This is a genomic window from Roseibium sp., assembly GCF_965229775.1.
In the GTDB taxonomy this organism is placed as follows: Bacteria; Pseudomonadota; Alphaproteobacteria; order Rhizobiales; family Stappiaceae; genus Roseibium.
Window position 1 is genome coordinate 1,704,149 of sequence record NZ_OZ245929.1, and the last position, 16,488, is coordinate 1,720,636.

21 protein-coding genes are annotated in these 16,488 nt (G+C 61.3%); 17 read left to right on the forward strand and 4 right to left on the reverse strand.

Translation table 11 applies throughout. The features are described 5' to 3' along the window. Nucleotides 1–62 precede the first annotated feature (62 nt). From ACO07N_RS07720 to ACO07N_RS07745, 6 genes are all read left to right on the forward strand, one after another. Nucleotides 63–230, forward strand: coding sequence for a hypothetical protein (locus ACO07N_RS07720; protein ID WP_306142371.1), 168 nt, complete (start codon nt 63–65; stop codon nt 228–230). Between the two features lie 171 nt (nt 231–401). Next, on the forward strand, nt 402–1,235 hold the full coding sequence (trpA, locus tag ACO07N_RS07725) for a tryptophan synthase subunit alpha (RefSeq protein ID WP_421980462.1): 834 nt from the start codon (nt 402–404) through the stop codon (nt 1,233–1,235). A 182-nt stretch (nt 1,236–1,417) separates the two neighbouring features. After that, a complete protein-coding gene (gene accD, locus ACO07N_RS07730) occupies nt 1,418–2,395 on the forward strand; it encodes an acetyl-CoA carboxylase, carboxyltransferase subunit beta (protein ID WP_421984398.1) in 978 nt (325 codons plus the stop codon). 149 nt (nt 2,396–2,544) lie between these two features. Further along, on the forward strand, nt 2,545–3,861 hold the full coding sequence (locus ACO07N_RS07735; protein ID WP_421980463.1) for a bifunctional folylpolyglutamate synthase/dihydrofolate synthase: 1,317 nt from the start codon (nt 2,545–2,547) through the stop codon (nt 3,859–3,861). A gap of 33 nt (nt 3,862–3,894) precedes the next feature. Then, nucleotides 3,895–5,157 (forward strand): hypothetical protein, encoded by a 1,263-nt coding sequence (locus tag ACO07N_RS07740; protein ID WP_421980464.1) that lies wholly within the window; start codon nt 3,895–3,897, stop codon nt 5,155–5,157. An 11-nt stretch (nt 5,158–5,168) separates the two neighbouring features. Further along, complete coding sequence (locus ACO07N_RS07745) at nt 5,169–5,531, forward strand: endonuclease domain-containing protein (RefSeq protein ID WP_421980465.1); 363 nt, start codon at nt 5,169–5,171, stop codon at nt 5,529–5,531. A gap of 187 nt (nt 5,532–5,718) precedes the next feature. On the opposite strand, the gene ACO07N_RS07750 is transcribed toward ACO07N_RS07745, so the two are convergent. Next, nucleotides 5,719–6,636 (reverse strand): methylated-DNA--[protein]-cysteine S-methyltransferase, encoded by a 918-nt coding sequence (locus tag ACO07N_RS07750; protein WP_421980466.1) that lies wholly within the window; start codon nt 6,634–6,636, stop codon nt 5,719–5,721. 85 nt (nt 6,637–6,721) lie between these two features. Then, a complete protein-coding gene (locus tag ACO07N_RS07755; RefSeq protein WP_421980467.1) occupies nt 6,722–7,162 on the reverse strand; it encodes an Lrp/AsnC family transcriptional regulator in 441 nt (146 codons plus the stop codon). A 127-nt stretch (nt 7,163–7,289) separates the two neighbouring features. Here ACO07N_RS07755 and rocF point away from each other — a divergent pair, with 127 nt between their 5' ends. Further along, nucleotides 7,290–8,231, forward strand: coding sequence for an arginase (gene rocF, locus ACO07N_RS07760; protein ID WP_421980468.1), 942 nt, complete (start codon nt 7,290–7,292; stop codon nt 8,229–8,231). Nucleotides 8,232–8,242: 11 nt separating this feature from the next. Continuing rightward, a complete protein-coding gene (locus ACO07N_RS07765) occupies nt 8,243–9,328 on the forward strand; it encodes an ornithine cyclodeaminase (protein ID WP_421980469.1) in 1,086 nt (361 codons plus the stop codon). 81 nt (nt 9,329–9,409) lie between these two features. Here the strand turns inward: ACO07N_RS07765 and pyrF are convergent, their stop codons facing one another. Beyond that, nucleotides 9,410–10,138, reverse strand: a complete 729-nt coding sequence (pyrF, locus tag ACO07N_RS07770; RefSeq protein WP_421980470.1) for an orotidine-5'-phosphate decarboxylase — start codon at nt 10,136–10,138, stop codon at nt 9,410–9,412. Nucleotides 10,139–10,207: 69 nt separating this feature from the next. Beyond that, a complete protein-coding gene (locus ACO07N_RS07775) occupies nt 10,208–11,053 on the reverse strand; it encodes an SDR family NAD(P)-dependent oxidoreductase (RefSeq protein WP_421980471.1) in 846 nt (281 codons plus the stop codon). A gap of 177 nt (nt 11,054–11,230) precedes the next feature. Between ACO07N_RS07775 and hisB the strand changes: the two genes are divergently transcribed. Genes hisB through coaA form a run of 9 tightly spaced genes read left to right on the forward strand, consistent with a single transcriptional unit; the run spans nt 11,231 to nt 16,480 of the window. After that, nucleotides 11,231–11,824, forward strand: coding sequence for an imidazoleglycerol-phosphate dehydratase HisB (hisB, locus tag ACO07N_RS07780; RefSeq protein ID WP_421980472.1), 594 nt, complete (start codon nt 11,231–11,233; stop codon nt 11,822–11,824). A gap of 14 nt (nt 11,825–11,838) precedes the next feature. Further along, complete coding sequence (locus ACO07N_RS07785) at nt 11,839–12,342, forward strand: DUF2628 domain-containing protein (RefSeq protein WP_421980473.1); 504 nt, start codon at nt 11,839–11,841, stop codon at nt 12,340–12,342. Beyond that, nucleotides 12,339–12,992 carry an imidazole glycerol phosphate synthase subunit HisH gene (gene hisH / locus ACO07N_RS07790; protein WP_421980474.1) on the forward strand — a complete coding sequence of 218 codons (654 nt, stop codon included), beginning with the start codon at nt 12,339–12,341 and terminating at the stop codon, nt 12,990–12,992. The genes ACO07N_RS07785 and hisH overlap by 4 nt, the downstream gene beginning before the upstream one ends. Nucleotides 12,993–13,008: 16 nt before the next feature. Continuing rightward, nucleotides 13,009–13,296, forward strand: coding sequence for a DUF1330 domain-containing protein (locus tag ACO07N_RS07795; protein ID WP_421980475.1), 288 nt, complete (start codon nt 13,009–13,011; stop codon nt 13,294–13,296). Between the two features lie 18 nt (nt 13,297–13,314). After that, nucleotides 13,315–13,602 carry a DUF1330 domain-containing protein gene (locus ACO07N_RS07800; protein ID WP_421980476.1) on the forward strand — a complete coding sequence of 96 codons (288 nt, stop codon included), beginning with the start codon at nt 13,315–13,317 and terminating at the stop codon, nt 13,600–13,602. Nucleotides 13,603–13,607: 5 nt separating this feature from the next. After that, entirely contained in the window at nt 13,608–14,351 is a 744-nt protein-coding gene (hisA, locus tag ACO07N_RS07805; protein ID WP_421980477.1) for a 1-(5-phosphoribosyl)-5-[(5-phosphoribosylamino)methylideneamino]imidazole-4-carboxamide isomerase, read from the forward strand. Next, a complete protein-coding gene (gene hisF / locus ACO07N_RS07810) occupies nt 14,348–15,127 on the forward strand; it encodes an imidazole glycerol phosphate synthase subunit HisF (protein WP_421980478.1) in 780 nt (259 codons plus the stop codon). Before hisA ends, hisF begins: the two co-directional genes overlap by 4 nt. 23 nt (nt 15,128–15,150) lie before the next feature. Then, nucleotides 15,151–15,474 carry a phosphoribosyl-ATP diphosphatase gene (locus ACO07N_RS07815; protein ID WP_421980479.1) on the forward strand — a complete coding sequence of 108 codons (324 nt, stop codon included), beginning with the start codon at nt 15,151–15,153 and terminating at the stop codon, nt 15,472–15,474. 40 nt (nt 15,475–15,514) lie between these two features. Then, entirely contained in the window at nt 15,515–16,480 is a 966-nt protein-coding gene (gene coaA, locus ACO07N_RS07820) for a type I pantothenate kinase (protein WP_421980480.1), read from the forward strand. Nucleotides 16,481–16,488: the final 8 nt, after the last annotated feature.

Sequence of the window (16,488 nt, forward strand, 5' to 3'; positions counted from 1 at the left end):
TGTTGATTGGCGGACAGGGACGGGAGAACGACACCGTCCGACCAGAACGAAGGGAACACGAAATGAAATTCGATCTTCTGACAGGTTTTGTCCGTGACATCCGCTCTGCTCATCGCGCCGCGACCGAGTTTGAACGCCTGAACCGGATGAACACCAGCGAACTCGCGCAGCTTGGCCTGGACCGCACCGAAATCTCCAGCTACGCCTTCAACAAGCACTTCAAGCGTTGAACCGATGCGCCTGGCCATCCGGCCAGGCCTTTGCCGTTTTGTTCCAGGTCTGACGGGCATCTTGCCCCATAGCGACGATCTTCATTGACATCCGCTTGTCTGCTCCCCTACATCGCACTCAGTTCAAATTGAGAAACAAAGCCGCGTGACCTGCGGCAGGGGTTTAGCTGCATGACGGAAACGCGTATCGATCGCCGCTACAAGGCTTGTGCGGAAGCAGGCCGGCCGGCACTGGTGACCTTCATCACCGCAGGCGACCCGGACCTGGCGACTTCGCAGGCGGTCCTGAACGCGCTCCCCGAAGCCGGCGCCGACATCATCGAGCTCGGCATGCCCTTTTCCGATCCGATGGCCGAAGGTATTCCGATCCAGCTCGGCAACCAGCGGGCGCTTGCCGCCGGGCAAACCATGGACAAGACACTGGACATGGTGCGCAAATTCCGAGAGCAGGACGACGATACGCCCATCATCCTGATGGGTTACTACAATCCCATTTATGTGCGCGATCCGAAGCAATTCGTTCATGTCGCCAAGGAAGCCGGTGTCGACGGATTCATCATCGTTGATCTTCCGGCCGAGGCCGACGACGAATTCTGCCTGCCGGCGCTTGATGCCGGGCTCAACTTCATCCGCCTGGCAACCCCCACGACCGACGACAAGCGCCTTCCCGCCGTTCTGGCAAACACATCCGGTTTCGTCTATTACGTCTCGGTGACGGGTATCACCGGCGCCAACATTGCCGACACCGGCCGGGTGACGGCGGCTGTCAACCGGATCAAGAAGCACACGGATCTGCCGGTCGCGGTCGGATTCGGCGTGAAAACCGCCGACCAGGCAGCCGTGATCGGCAAGGATGCGGATGGTGTGGTTGTCGGCTCGGTTCTGGTGAATGCCATTCGCGACAGCCTGGACGAGGCGGGAAAGGCGACCGACAGCACTGTCAAGGCTGTCGCAGACGTTGTCGCCGACCTGGCGTCCGGCTGCGCGCGGGCGCGCTCGGCCTGATCGGGCGGTCCGATTGAAGGAATTGCGGCGAACCCCATATCTTCGCCTGGAGCATCGTGCGTTTGAAGGAACATGCAGCGACGCTCGATCAAGTTGGAAACGGTCAACTCCTGGATGTTCAGTCGCTCCCGATGGCACATCCGTTGATCTGGTCATTACTCGAGGAAACGGACGCGCCTGACGTGAACTGGATCAACTCTATCGTACGCCCCAAGATTCGCGACCTCTGGAAAAAGCGCGAAGTCCCGGAAAATCTCTGGATCAAGGATCCCGAGACCGGTGAAATGGTGTTTCATCGGGACCTGGAAGCCAATCTCTGGGTCGTGCCGAATTCCGGTCATCACATGCGCATGCCGGCCCGCAAGCGCGTCGAGGCGTTTTTTGACGACGGAACCTATACGGATGTCGACACGCCGGATGTTCAGGCCGATCCGCACAAGTTCCGCGACTCCAAGCGCTATACGGATCGCCTGAAGGAAGCGCGGTCGAAATCCGGCGAAGACGAGGCAATTCTGGTCGCGCAGGGCAAGGTCAACGGCATGGACATGACCATTGCCGTCCAGAATTTTGATTTCATCGCCGGCTCCCTCGGCATGGCGGCAGGTGAAGCCATACTGGCCGGAATGATGAAGGCGGTTGAAGACAAGACCCCGTTCGTCATGTTCGCGGCCTCCGGCGGCGCCCGTATGCAGGAGGGCATCCTGTCGCTGATGCAGATGCCGCGCACGACCGTCGGCGTCCAGATGCTGCGGGAAGCCGGGCTTCCCTATATCGTCGTGCTGACGAACCCGACCACCGGCGGCGTTTCGGCCTCCTACGCCATGCTCGGCGACGTTCACATTGCCGAACCGGGAGCCCAGATCGGCTTTGCCGGCCGGCGTGTGATCGAACAGACCGTCCGCGAGAAACTTCCGGAAGACTTCCAGACGGCCGAGTATCTGCTCGACCACGGCATGATCGACATGGTCGTGCCGCGCCAGGAGATGAAGGAAACGATCTCCCGCATCTGCGGCATCTTGCTGAAACGCGAGGTGGAGCTGCCGAAGATCGAGGAACCTGCCGTTGAGGAGACGGTCGAGGAAGCTGCGGCCGAGACCCCACCGGTAGAGGCGGCGAGCGATGAAACCGACGGCGGCGACACCGAGCAGAAGAGCTCGTAGCACCGCCGCATTTCAGCGAAACTTTCCCAAAAATGTCGCGGAAGCGGCACAAAAGGACAAATTCGCCAGGTCCGCTTGTCAAGCTGCCGGCAATCTCCTAAAGCCGTTTGAGAGCGAAACACGGGACAGAGGACCCTTCGGAGGGCGCCTTGGATCAAGTTACGAAAATCCTGGACAGACTGCTGGCCCTGCATCCCAAGGAGATTGACCTGTCTCTCGGCCGGATGCACCGCCTGCTCGATGCCCTCGGCAATCCGGAGCGAAAACTGCCGCCGGTGATTCATATCGCCGGGACAAACGGCAAGGGCTCCGTCACCGCGACCATGCGCGCGATCCTGGAAGCCTCGGGAAAGCGCTGCCATGTCTACACGTCGCCGCACCTGGTGGCGTTCAATGAACGGATCCGTGTCGGGACGGATGGCGGCTTCGTGTCCGATCCCGTTCTCTACGACGCCCTGCAGCGCTGCGAGGATGCCAATGCGGGCGGCGCAATCACGTTCTTCGAAATCACCACGGCTGCGGCCTTCCTGATCTTTGCCGAAAATCCGGCCGACATTCTTCTGTTGGAAGTCGGTCTCGGCGGCCGGCTCGATGCGACCAACGTGATCGACCATCCGGCGGCAACCGTGATCACGCCGGTTTCGATGGATCACGAGAAATTTCTCGGTGATGATCTGGCCGACATTGCCGTCGAAAAGGCCGGGATCATCAAGCCGGGGGTTCCGGTTGTGTCCGCGTCCCAGCCCGAAGAGGCGTTTCCGGCGATCGTCCGCCAGGCGGCGCGCAACCGGGCACCTCTCAAGATCCTGGGACAGGATTTTACCGCGCATCCCGATCAGGGCCGGATGGCCTTTCAGGATGATGACGGCCTGATCGACCTGCCGCTGCCCGTTCTGGGCGGAAGCCATCAGCTTGCCAATGCCGGGGTCGCGATCGCCACCCTGAAGGCAGCCGGGATGCTGCCCGACGAGCCGACGATCGAACAGGGCCTCAAATCGGTCAACTGGCCGGGCCGTCTCCAGCCGATCACGCACGGGCATTTGCTTGAGATGTGCCCCGGCGGGGCCGAAGTCTGGGTCGATGGCGGTCACAACCCGGGTGCCGGGGTTTCCGTGGCCGAGTTCATGGGCGAGCTTGAGGAGAGGTCTCCGCGCCCGCTCTATGTCGTCTCCGGGATGCTGACGACCAAGGACCCCGTCGGGTTTTTCCGTCCCTTCCACGGCCTGGTGCGCCATGTCGGCACGGTTCCGATCGTTTCGACCACCACGGCCAGGACACCGGAAGAGTTGGCGGACCTTGCCCGGTGCGCCGGATTGGAGGCAACGCCGTTCCAGTCACTGGACGCGGCGCTGGCAGATGTGGCAGCTTGTGCCGAAAAGGACGGCGAGCCGCCCAGGATCCTGATTTGCGGTTCGCTTTACCTGGCCGGCGAAGCTTTGGCGCGGAACGGGACAGCCCCGGACTGACGCATCGCCGGACCTGTGACGGAGACCGGTTCGATGCAAACGTTTTTCAGGCTCTCAACGGCCGCCACCGCTCTGCTGCTCAGCGTGACGCTTTCGCTGGCACCGGCGCTTTCTCTCTCGGAACAATATGAAACGCCGCCCGAACAGGATCCCTCCGTCGTCCTCAAGGGCAAGGAAAACGGTCCGGGCTACGCGGTCCTGTCACCGGTGCGCAGTGACGGGTTCCTGCGGATCTACCAGTTGCAGACGGATCTGGGTGTCGAGCAGATCGAGGGCGATGGCCTCCTGAAACTCCGGCTCGGGGAGATCAAGGTCCTGATTGCGCTGGAAGGCCTGAAGAACGACGCCAGTTTTCTCGACGGCCTGAAGGAAGCGGCCAAGAAACCCGTCGATTTCGTGGAAAGCACCGTCACCGATCCGGTCGGGACCGCCAAGAGCACTGTCTCCGGTGTTGGCCGGATGTTCGGCAGGCTGACCAAGGGTGTCGGCGACGCCGTATCGGGGAAAGGCGGGTCTCCTGCCGACATCGCAAAGGCTATCACGGGACAGGCACAGGCGGAACGCGAACTTGCGGTTCAGCTCGGCGTCGACCCCTATACGTTCTACAAGCCGCTGTCGGACAAGCTGAACGAAACGGCAAGCGTCACGACCGCCGGCAGCTGGACGGTCACCGCGATTACGGCACTCTTGCCGGGCGGCATGATTGTCTCTGCCGCACGCCAGGCCGACAATTTCAGAAACCTGATCGTCGACAGCACGCCGGCGGAACTGGCGGAACGCACGGCGGCAACCTTCCGGGCCGCAGGTGTTTCCGAAGACATCATCTCGCGCATCGCGGCCAACCCGTTTTACACCGCAACCGAAAGAGCGATCATCGCCTATCAGCTGCAGGCCATGCCGACCGTCCAGGATCTCGATCTGATCGCGGCCAAGGCGGCAGACGCGGAAAGCCGGGACATCGCCTATTTCCAGCTCCGCCGGGTCGTGCTTCTGGAAACCTATAACCGGGTGATTTCCGGCCTTGGCCAGATCAGGCAGGTGAACGGTATTCCGGTCGCCATCCGCAAGGACGGCCTCGCCGCCGTTGTGCTGCCGCTCGACATGGTCGCCTGGACCCAGACGGTCGCGCAGACCTTCTCGTCGATCCACGAGGGCCTCGCCGGGTTGCCGTTTCCGCCCACCGGCGTCGATTTCCTCATCACCGGCGACCTGACCCCCGTCGCCGCCGAACGCATTGCGTCCTTCGGCTGGGAAATCACCGGAAACTACCCGATGCCGGAAGGGCCGGTGCATTAGGTGCGGTCGGCGTGGCACCGACCCGGATCAGCGAACAAACGAGGGCTCTTGCAAAAGCCCTGCGACAGGATCAGACGAAGGGCGAGAAAGTGCTTTGGCGTGCGCTCCGAGAACTCAAGGCCGAAGGGGTGCGGGTTCGTAGACAGGCGCCGGTTGGCGCCTACATTGTCGACTTTGTTGTTTTCGCGAAGAAAATCATCATCGAAATTGACGGCGATGTGCATGCGTCGAGACAGCAGATGGCGCATGACAAGCGGCGGGATACCTGGCTCAGTTCTCAGGGCTTTCAAGTTATCCGCTATTCGTCTCTCGACGTGTCCGAGAACCTCGAAGGGGTTGTGCTCGATATCAGACGGCGTCTTGCTCTCGACTGATCGATACCCCCACCCCTAACCCCTCCCCACAAGGGGGAGGGGAACCAGGCTTCACCAGGAAATCGGCGGTTCAGGGAAACCCTCACCGTTTGGTTGGTCTGATTGTTTTAGGCAGTGCGCAATCCCCCTCCCCCTTGTGGGGAGGGGTTAGGGGTGGGGGTATCATTCTCGTTTCCTATTCGTGCACTCAAACACACTCCAGCACCGGTCCCGACAGCCCGGTTTCCCAGCCGAGGATGGCGCGTTTACGGGTGAGGCCCCAGTGGTAGCCGCCGATCTTGCCGCCCTTGGCCAGCACCCTGTGGCACGGCACCACGAAGGAGATCGGATTGCGCCCGACCGCGGATCCGACGGCGCGCGAGGCCTTTGGCTTTCCGATCGAGGCCGCCACGTCGGCATAGGTTGCCGCCTGTCCCATCGGGATCTTGAGGAGGGTCTGCCAGACCCGGATTTCGAAATCCGTTCCGATCATCACCACGTTGAGCGGCTGATCCTCCTGCCATTGTCCCGGATCGAAGACGCGCGCGGCATAAGAGCCGGTCGCGTCCTGGTCGTGGACATAGTTTGCCGCCGGCCAGCGGCCGCACATGTCCTCCAGCGCGCTTTCTTCTTCGCCCGGGTCCGCGAACCCGAGACCGGCCAGACCCTTGTCTGTGACCATGATCAGGACCTGTCCGAAGGGGGATGGATGAAATCCGTAGGCGATCGTGAGGCCTGCGCCGCGGGCCCGGTAGTCGCCCGGTGTCATGGCTTCATGCGTGATGAAGAGGTCATGCAGGCGGGACGAACCGGAGAGGCCGACCTCGTAGGAGGCGTCGAGGACGCTTGCGGAGTCGCGCAGGAGTGCCTTCGCGTGGTCCAGCGTGATCGCCTGCAGGAACTGCTTGGGCGTCAGGCCCGCCCAGCGCGAAAACACGCGCTGCAGCTGGATCGGCTGCAATCCGGCTTCCTTTGCAAGCATTTCCAGCGTTGGCTGTTCACGCCAGTCCAGCGTGATCCTTTTCAGGGTCTGCCGGACGACTGCATAGTTTTCTGCCGCCTCTTTGCCCACCGAGATCGGCTCCGGTCCCGGGGCAAGACTGGAAAGGTCGATTGCCTTGGTCATTTTGAACTCGTCATCTGATCAACTCTGAAGCCAATGTAAGCGTCGTTTCACCCGCACGCGACCCGTTTTGCGAGGCGGAGCTTTCTCAGTTCGGAAGAACGGCAGGGCCCTTGCGCGTGTTGAGCAGGATATTGGTCTCCGAGGCGGCAATGCCCTCGATCAGGCGGATCCGGTTGAGCGCGTCGTCGAAGGCGGCAAGGTCCCGTGTGGCGATATCCAGCACAAGATCCCATTTGCCGTTGGTGGAATGGATGGCCCGCACTTCCGTCATCGCGCTCAAGGACCGGATCACCGGATCCGTGTTGTGCCCGTCGACCACCAGCAGCGTGACCGCCCGGATCGGCAGATCCCGCCAGTCGTCGCGCAGAACAGCCGTAAATCCGAGAATCTCTCCACTGGCCTGCAATTTCTCCATGCGCGCGCGGACCGTTGCCCGCGACACCTTGAGATCGCTTGCCAGATCGGACACCGATCGGCGTCCATCATGGCGTAGAAGCGTGATTAATCTCAGATCCAGATCATCCATAAGACCATTTTGAACAGTTTTACCTTCCAAAATGATAAATTTAACTATTCATTTGTTCAAGAGACTGGATTTACTCCGCCACCGGATTTCCGCACATTTCAAGGCGAAGGTTCGGTTGGAGGCTGATTTGAACGTGACTGCAAAACAGATTGCGCTGGTTGGCGCACCCGTTGACGATGGCGCAGGTCAAAGGGGCTGCCTGATGGGTCCCGATGCCTTCCGTACGGCGGGTCTTGTCGAACAGCTGAAGGCGCTGGGCCACACGGTGAGCGATCACGGCAATCTCTATCCGGCCGAGGTCGGTGACCTGTCTTCGCCGAACCCGGTTCTGAGGAATTTCCGGTCTTATGCAGGCTGGACGCGCGCGCTCCACGCCAAGGCCGCCGATCTCGGGCGGCAGGCTGTCGTCCCGATCTATCTCGGCGGCGATCATGCCATGGCGGCGGGGACCTTGTCCGGTCAGGCACGGGCCGCCGCAGAACGCGGCCGTCCGCTTTTCGTGCTCTGGCTGGACGCCCATTCCGATTTCCACACGCTCGACAGCACGGACAGCGGCAATCTGCACGGAACACCACTGGCCTTCGCCTGCGGTCTTCCCGGGTTCGACGATCTGCTGGGGGAACCCCTGTACCATCCGGTCGACCCGGCGAATGTCGAAATCCTCGGCGTCAGGTCCATCGATGCGGCTGAGCGCGACATGCTGCTCAGTCACGGTGTCGGTGTCAGCGACATGCGCCGGATTGACGAGGAAGGCATTGCCGGCCTCATGCGCCCGTTCCTGGACCGGGTCCGGGCTCAGAACGGACTTCTCCACGTCAGCCTCGACGTCGATTTTCTCGACCCGGAAATCGCGCCCGCGGTGGGAACGACGGTTCCCGGCGGTGCGACGTTTCGCGAAGCGCACCTTGTCATGGAACTGCTGCACGACAGCGGCCTCGTGACTTCGCTCGATCTCGTCGAACTCAATCCTTTCCTGGACGAACGCGGAAAAACCGCGCGCCTCATGGTCGACCTCACCGGCAGTCTTTTCGGGCGCCGCGTCTTCGACCGTCCGACCCGCAGCTTCTAGAGGGCTTTTCAATGATACGTCACAATCACAATCCGAAACCGTCCGAACTCGCCTTTGTTCCTTTCGTGAGCGTGGATGACATGATGCGCAACATCCGCACGATCGGCGTTGAAAAGGCAATCAGAGGCATTGCCGATTACATCGAGCAGGACTTCCTGCGCTGGGAGAGCTTCGACAAGAAGCCGCGCATTCCGGCCCATGCGCCGCAGGGCGTGATCGAGCTGATGCCGACCAGCGACGGGGAGACTTTTGGCTTCAAATACGTCAACGGCCACCCTCAGAATGTGCGCGAGGGCCTGCAGACGGTGACAGGGTTCGGCGTGCTGTCCGAACTGTCGACCGGATACCCGGTTCTTTTCACCGAAATGACCATCCTGACGGCGCTGCGGACAGCGGCCACCTCGGCTCTGGCGGCGAAGTATCTGGCGCCGAAGGGATCGACCACGATGGCGATCATCGGCAACGGCGCCCAGTCGGATTTTCAGTGCCTGGCGTTCAAGGAAATGCTCGGGATCACGGATATCCGAGCCTACGACATCGATGTGAAGGCAAGCCTGCGCCTGGAGCGGAACCTCGCCTATTCCGGCCTGAACGTAACCATCTGCAAGACCCCGGAAGATGCTATCGAGGGCGCACAGATCATCACGACGGTCACCGCTGACAAGAAATACGCAACGATCCTGACCGACAACATGGTCGGCTCAGGCGTGCATATCAACGCGATCGGCGGCGACTGTCCCGGCAAGACGGAGCTGCACAAGGATATTCTTCTGCGCTCCGACATCTTTGTCGAACTGCCCGAGCAGACACGGATCGAGGGTGAACTGCAGCAGCTTCCCGAGGATCATACGGTCACTGAACTCTGGCGGGTCTATGCCGGCAAGGCGGCGGGACGCACATCGGAGGATCAGATCACCCTGTTCGATAGTGTCGGCTTTGCCATCGAGGACTTTGCGGCCCTGCGTTACATCCGTGATCTTCTGCCGACCACGGGCCATTTCGAGAAGCTCGACCTTCTCGCGGACCCGGACGATCCGCGCGACCTCTACGGCATGGTGCTGCGGTCGGCGGCTGTCGGCGACAATCAGGCGGCATAACTCAAAAAAGACCGCCGTCTTTCAACTGGCCACCGTGAAAGCGGTGGCCGTTTCCTTTTGCATCCGGGGAATGATTCGCACTCAGCGCAGCGCGGTTTCGATTTCCGCAACCACGGCATCGGCAGCAGCACCGGGGTCGTCCGCCTTGGAGATCGGCCGTCCGACAACGAGATAGTCGCTCCCGGCCCGGATCGCGTCTTCCGGTGTCATCACCCGGCGCTGATCGCCGGCGGCGCTGCCTTTCGGCCGGATCCCGGGCGTGACGATCACCAGTTCGTCCTGAAGGATCGCGCGCAGTTTCTGCGCTTCCGTCGCCGCGCAGACGATGCCGCCCATCCCTGCGTCCCTGGCGTCCTTGGCGCGCGACGCCACCACATCGGCGACGGGGCCGCGATACCCGGCGGCGACCAGATCGTCTTCGTCCATCGACGTCAGAACGGTAACGCCGAGCAGGCACAGGGCCGGATTGCCCTCGTCCGCGAGACCCCTGACGGCCGCCCGCATCGTCTTCGGATAGCCATGCAAGGTGACGAAGGTCATGCCCATCCTGGCGACGTTGCGGATCGCGTGGGTGATCGTGTTGTCGATGTCATGCAGTTTCACGTCGAGAAAGATTTTCTTGCCGTCAGCGGCAAGTTCGCGCGCAAATTCCAGCCCGCCGGCAAATTGCAGCTCCATGCCGATCTTGTAGACCCCGACCCTGCCTTCGGTCCGGCTGACCAGTGCTTCGGCGTCCTTTATGGTCGGGACGTCAACGGGCAGCATCAGGCGGTCTAGCGCGGTCTTGGGGGCGAACGGGCTGGTCGGCATGGAGCGGGCTCCTTTCAGGGCGGCGGGACGACGCCCTGTCCTTATCACTGCGGTTGCCGTGTGACCAGCCTACGACTTTCCCGTTTTCTCGAATTCCGCAAATGCGTCCTTGAAATCCGCATGCCAGCGGGAGAGCGGCGGCCTGTTTTTGATGATGTCGCCGATGGCCCATTCGGCCCGGCGCCGATCGCGGGTCGCGTCAACGTCATTGTCCGGACAAAGAATATAGAAGTCGCCTTCCGACATTCGTTCGAGAAAATAGTCGACGGTCTGCTCGCTGGTCCAGGCCGATGCCGGCTTTTCCTTGAAGAAGGCCGACGTCATGCCGGTATAGGTAAAACCGGGAACGAAGAGATGGACCGAAATCGGCGCGCCGGCCTCGCGCAACTCGTGGGCAAGCTGCTCACTGAGCACCTTCACGGCCGCCTTCGTGGCGTTGTAGCCGGGGTTTCCGGGCGGCGTGGTGATGCCCTGCTTGGACCCGGTGTTGACGATGACCGCAGGGCGGCCCGCCTCGATCATGCGCGGCGTGAAGGCCTGAACACCCCGAAGAACGCCAAAGAAATTGACGTCCATCATGCGTTCCCAGGCGTCAAACGCCTCCCAGGTTTTCGAGGACATGCCGATCCCGGCATTGTTCATGAGGACGGCGACCGGGCCGGCCTCAAACGCGGCGTTGGCGAGACTTTCCACTTGAGCCATGTCTGAAACGTCCGTCGGCACGCCGAGGACGGGCTTGCTGCCCGCGATCTTTTGGATCTCCTGCGTCGCCGCATCAAGGCGCTCTCCGGGCAGATCCGCCAGAACCACCCCGAGACCGGCTTCGGCGAACCGTTGTGCTGCGACAAAACCAACCCCGCTCGCGGCTCCGGTCACCACCGCAAGCCCGCCTTCCGACACGGATTCCTTGAACATGAAACTGTCTCCTGAAACGTTCGTTCGGCGGATCATGGCACAGGAACGCGAAAGAGTCGGCACACATTCAATGGGGCCGCCGGGCCGACTGCGATCGACGTGCACGATATGGTTTCTTTACTCGGCTCTCCCTGCTACAACACCGCCGGTTCCTAACCACAGCAAGGACAGCAGCTTATGCGCACGGCGAGTGTATCGCGCGACACCAAGGAGACCCGTATTTCCGTCGAAATCAATCTCGACGGGACGGGAACCTATGACGTTCAGACCGGTGTCGGTTTTTTTGATCACATGCTGGAACAACTGTCGCGCCATTCGCTCATCGACATGAAGGTGCGCGCCGAGGGCGACACCCATATCGATTTTCACCACACCGTCGAAGACACCGGCATCGCGCTCGGTCAGGCGATTTCGACCGCGCTGGGCGACATGGCCGGGATTACCCGTTATGCCGACACCCACCTGGCGATGGACGAGGCACTCACGCGCTGCGCGCTCGACGTGTCCGGCCGTCCGTTCCTCGTCTGGGACGTGACTTTCGACCGGGACAAGGTGGGTGATTTTGACACCGAACTTTTCGAGGAGTTCTTCCGGGCCTTTGCCATGAATGCCGGCATCACCCTTCATGTCGCCAATCTTTATGGCTCCAATTGCCACCATATCGCGGAAACCTGTTTCAAGGCGGTTGCGCGCACGCTGCGCAAGGCAGCCGAGATCGACCCGCGCCAGGCGGATCGCATTCCGACCACCAAAGGCCAATTGGGCGGCTGAAGGACGACCGGCTTATGAGTACCTATGTTGTCATGGCCCCGCCGGAGTTTCAGGACCTGGCGGGCGACCCACGTGAGAGCGACCGGCTCTTGTTCGTTCCCGACCGGTTTTCCGTGCTGGCTTTCGTGTTTTCCTTCATCTGGATGCTCGTGCATCGCATGTGGCTGGTTTTGCTGGGATATCTGGCTCTAACGCTGATCATGGAAATCGTGGCGCTGTCGCTCGGCAATGAGGCAACGGGCATCGTCGCCCTGACGATTTCGCTCTTGTTCGGCTTCGAGGCGCAGGCGCTGCGCCGCTGGTCGCTGGAACGCAAGGGCTGGCGTGTCGTCGGTATTGTCGACGGTACAAATCCAGCAGAAGCCGAACTGCGCTTCCTGAACAAGGAAGCCGTCCGGATGGCGCCGGAGCCTGCACAACCCGAACCGCCTGCGCGTCCTGTCCGGGCGCCGATTGTTCCAAGGGTCGGCAGCGAACGGGTCGTGGGCCTGACACTCGGTCCGGAGGCACGGCAATGACGGTCGCCATCATCGACTACGGTTCGGGCAACCTGCGCTCGGCGGAAAAGGCTTTCGAGCGGGCCGCGCGCGCGCATGCGCACATGCCCGATGTCATCGTTACCGCCGATCCCGACCGGGTGCGCAAGGCGGACCGGATCGTGTTGCCGGGCGTCGGTGCTTTCGCGGATTGCAAGCGCGGCCTCTGGGCCGTCGACGGAATGCCGGAAGCCCTCCGGGAGGCGGTTCGCGACCAGGGCAAACCCTTTTTCGGTATTTGCGTCGGCATGCAGCTGATGGCCGAGCGGGGCCTTGAATTCGAAACCGTCGAGGGCCTCGGATGGGTTTCAGGCGATGTTTCCGAAATGAAACCGTCGGATCCAGGTCTCAAGATCCCGCATATGGGCTGGAACACCATTGATGTCCACGCGAATGGTCATGCGGTGTTCAAGGGCCTGGAAACCGGGCCGAAGGGATTGCATGCCTATTTCGTGCACTCCTACCATTTCGCCTGCACCGACGACGGCGACCGTCTGGCGACGTTCGACTATGCGGGCACCTTCACGGCGATGGTTGCGCGGGACAACATGATCGGCACCCAGTTCCACCCGGAAAAAAGCCAGCGGCTGGGCCTCGGTCTGATCGCCAATTTCCTCGACTGGACACCGTGATCGCGCGGAGGCTCACATGAAAAACGGCTACTGGATCGTCCATGTCGACGTGACGGACCCGGACAACTATCCGAAATATCTCGCTGCGGATGCGATCGCCTTTGAAAAGTTCGACGCCCGTTTCCTTGTGCGCGGCGGTGACATGACTGGCCCGGAAGGACCCGTGCGCACACGTCATGTCGTGATTGAATTCGAGAGCTACCGGAAGGCGCTGGACTGCTACAATTCACCGGAATATCAGGCGGCAGCGAAGTTGAGACAGCAATATTCCGACAGTGACATCGTCATTGTCGAAGGCACATGAGAAAACGGGAGAAGACACGTGAGCAAGGGTTACTGGATTGCACGGGTGGATGTTCGCGACCCGGACAACTACCCGAAATATGTGGAAACGGCCAAACCTGCCTTTGAACGGTTTGGTGCCAATTTCCTTGCACGCGGCGGCAAGGCCGACCTGATCGAGGGTCCTGGCCGGGCGCGCAATGTCGTGATCGAATTTCCGAGCTTTCAACATGCGGTCGATTGCTATAACTCCCCGGAATATCAGGAAGCGGTGAAAATCCGCCAGAAAGTTGCCGATGGCGAAATCGTCATCGTGGAAGGAATTTGACGAGAATGATCCTATTTCCCGCCATCGACCTGAAGGATGGCCAATGCGTGCGTCTGAAGCTTGGCGACATGGACCAGGCGACCGTTTTCAACGACGATCCGGGTGCCCAGGCAAAGGCATTTGAGACCCAGGGTTTCGAGTGGCTGCACGTGGTTGACCTCAACGGGGCCTTTGCCGGTGAAAGCGTTAACGGCGCGGCCGTCGACGCGATCCTGGCATCGACGCGCAACCCGGTTCAGCTGGGCGGCGGGATCAGGACGCTCGATCATATCGAGACCTGGCTTTCAAAGGGCATCACGCGCGTCATTCTCGGCACCGTCGCCGTACGCGATCCGGATCTGGTAAAGGAAGCCTGCCGCAGGTTTCCTGGCAAGATTGCCGTCGGCATCGACGCCAAGGGCGGTTATGTCGCCGTCGAGGGCTGGGCGGAAACATCCGAACTCACCGCGGTGGATCTGGCGAAACAGTTCGAGGATGCCGGCGTGTCGGCGATCATCTACACCGACATCGACCGCGACGGCGTCCTGAAAGGGCTCAACATCCCGTCGACGCTGGAACTGGCCCGGTCCGTCTCCATTCCCGTCATCGCTTCTGGCGGCCTCGCGTCGATCGACGACATCCATCGTCTGCTGGAGCCTGATTGCGCCATTCTGGAAGGCGCGATTTCCGGCCGGGCCCTTTATGACGGGCGCCTCGATCCGAAAGAGGCAATGGACCTGATCCTGACTGCGCGGAGGAAAGCATCGTGACCCTCAAGGCCCGTGTCATTCCCTGTCTCGACGTCAAGGACGGCCGTGTCGTCAAGGGCGTCAATTTTGTCGATCTGGTCGATGCCGGCGATCCGGTGGAGGCCGCCAAGGCCTATGATGCCGCCGGTGCCGACGAACTCTGCTTTCTGGACATCACCGCCAGCCACGAGGGCCGGGACACCATCTACGATGTCGTCCGGCGCACGGCGGAAGCCTGTTTCATGCCGGTCACCGTTGGCGGCGGCGTCAGGACGGTCGAAGACATCCGCAAGCTTCTGATTGCCGGGGCCGACAAGGTGTCGATCAACACGGCCGCCGTCAAGAACCCGGACTTCGTCCGCGAGGCGGCGGAAAAATTCGGCGCGCAATGCATTGTCGTTTCCATTGATGCCAAGCAGGTGAATGCGCCTGGTGAGCCGGAAAAGTTCGAGATCTTTACCCATGGCGGGCGCAATCCGACCGGCATCGACGCAGTCGAATTCGCCAAAAAGGTCGTCGCACTCGGCGCGGGCGAGCTTCTGGTAACGTCCATGGACCGGGACGGCACCAAGGCGGGCTACAATATCGCGCTCACGCGTGCGATTGCCGATGCCGTGCCTGTGCCGGTGATCGCGTCCGGCGGCGTCGGCACGCTCGATCACATGGTCGAGGGTGTGCGCGACGGCCATGCGACGGCCGTGCTTGCGGCCTCGATCTTCCATTTCGGCGAGTACACCATCCAGGAAACCAAGGCCTACATGAACGATGCCGGCGTGCCGATGCGCCTGGACCCCTAGCCTTTGAAACGAGCTCTAGCCAAATGACCAAGTTCACACTGGACGATCTGGATGCCATAGTCGCAGCGCGCGCGCAGAGCGACGATGAAAACTCCTATACGCGCAAACTGGTGAACAAGGGCGTTGCGAAATGCGCCCAGAAACTTGGAGAAGAGGCGGTCGAGGCGGCGATTGCGGCCGTGCAGCAGGATCGGGAAGAACTGACGGCGGAAGCCGCGGATGTGCTTTATCATTTGTTGGTGGTTCTGAATGTATCCAATGTCCCGTTGAGCGATGTCATGGCGGAATTGGCAAAGCGGACGGGACAGACGGGGCTTGAAGAAAAGGCTTCCCGGCCCCAAGACTAGGCACCGGCCGCAAGGCAAGCGCAGCGGGAACTGCGAGACGATGGACCAGAAAGTCGCAACCGCACTGGACATGGATTTGTCCCCCTACCGGGTGTTCACCGAGCGCCAGTGGTCGCGGTTGCGTGCCGACCACCCGATGACGCTTGACGAGCATGAAGTCGAGCAGCTTCAAGGCCTCAATGCACCGGTTTCCATGCAGCAGGTCGAGACGATCTACCTGCCGCTCTCTCGTCTGCTGGCCTTTTATGCCGAGGCAAAAATCGGCATTCACCAGGCCTCCCAGAATTTCCTCGGCTATCACGAGGGCAAGACGCCTTTCATCATCGGTGTCGCGGGCTCGGTCTCCGTCGGCAAGTCAACGACGTCACGTGTCCTGCGCGAGCTCCTCGAAAGATGGCCCGCCAGTCCGAAGGTCGACCTGATCACGACGGACGGGTTCCTCTATCCCAACGCGATCCTCGAGGCCGAAGGGCTGATGAGCAAGAAGGGCTTCCCGGAAAGCTTCGACCGTCCCCGGCTTCTGAAATTCCTGTCCGATATCAAGGCGGGACAGCGCCATGTCCGGGCGCCCGTCTATTCCCACTTCTACTACGATGTCATGCCGGGCCATGCGGTTACGGTCGACAAGCCTGACATCCTGATCGTCGAAGGCTTGAACGTGCTGCAGACCCGGGAGCTTCCGAAGGACGGGCGCGCGGTGCCATTCGTTTCCGATTTCTTTGATTTTTCGGTCTATATCGACGCGGACGAGGACCTGCTGCGCACGTGGTATGTCGACCGCTTCATGCGCCTGAGGGAGACCGCATTCCGCGATCCGGGCTCCTACTTTCACAAGTATTCGCGCATCAACGATGAAGAGGCTGTCGAGACCGCGACGCGGATCTGGAACGACATCAACCTGATCAACCTGCGGGAGAACATCCTGCCGACACGTCCGCGCGCCGACCTCATCCTGACCAAGAATGCCAGCCACCGGATTTCAAAGGTCGCGCTGCGCAAGGTTTGAATTCAAGA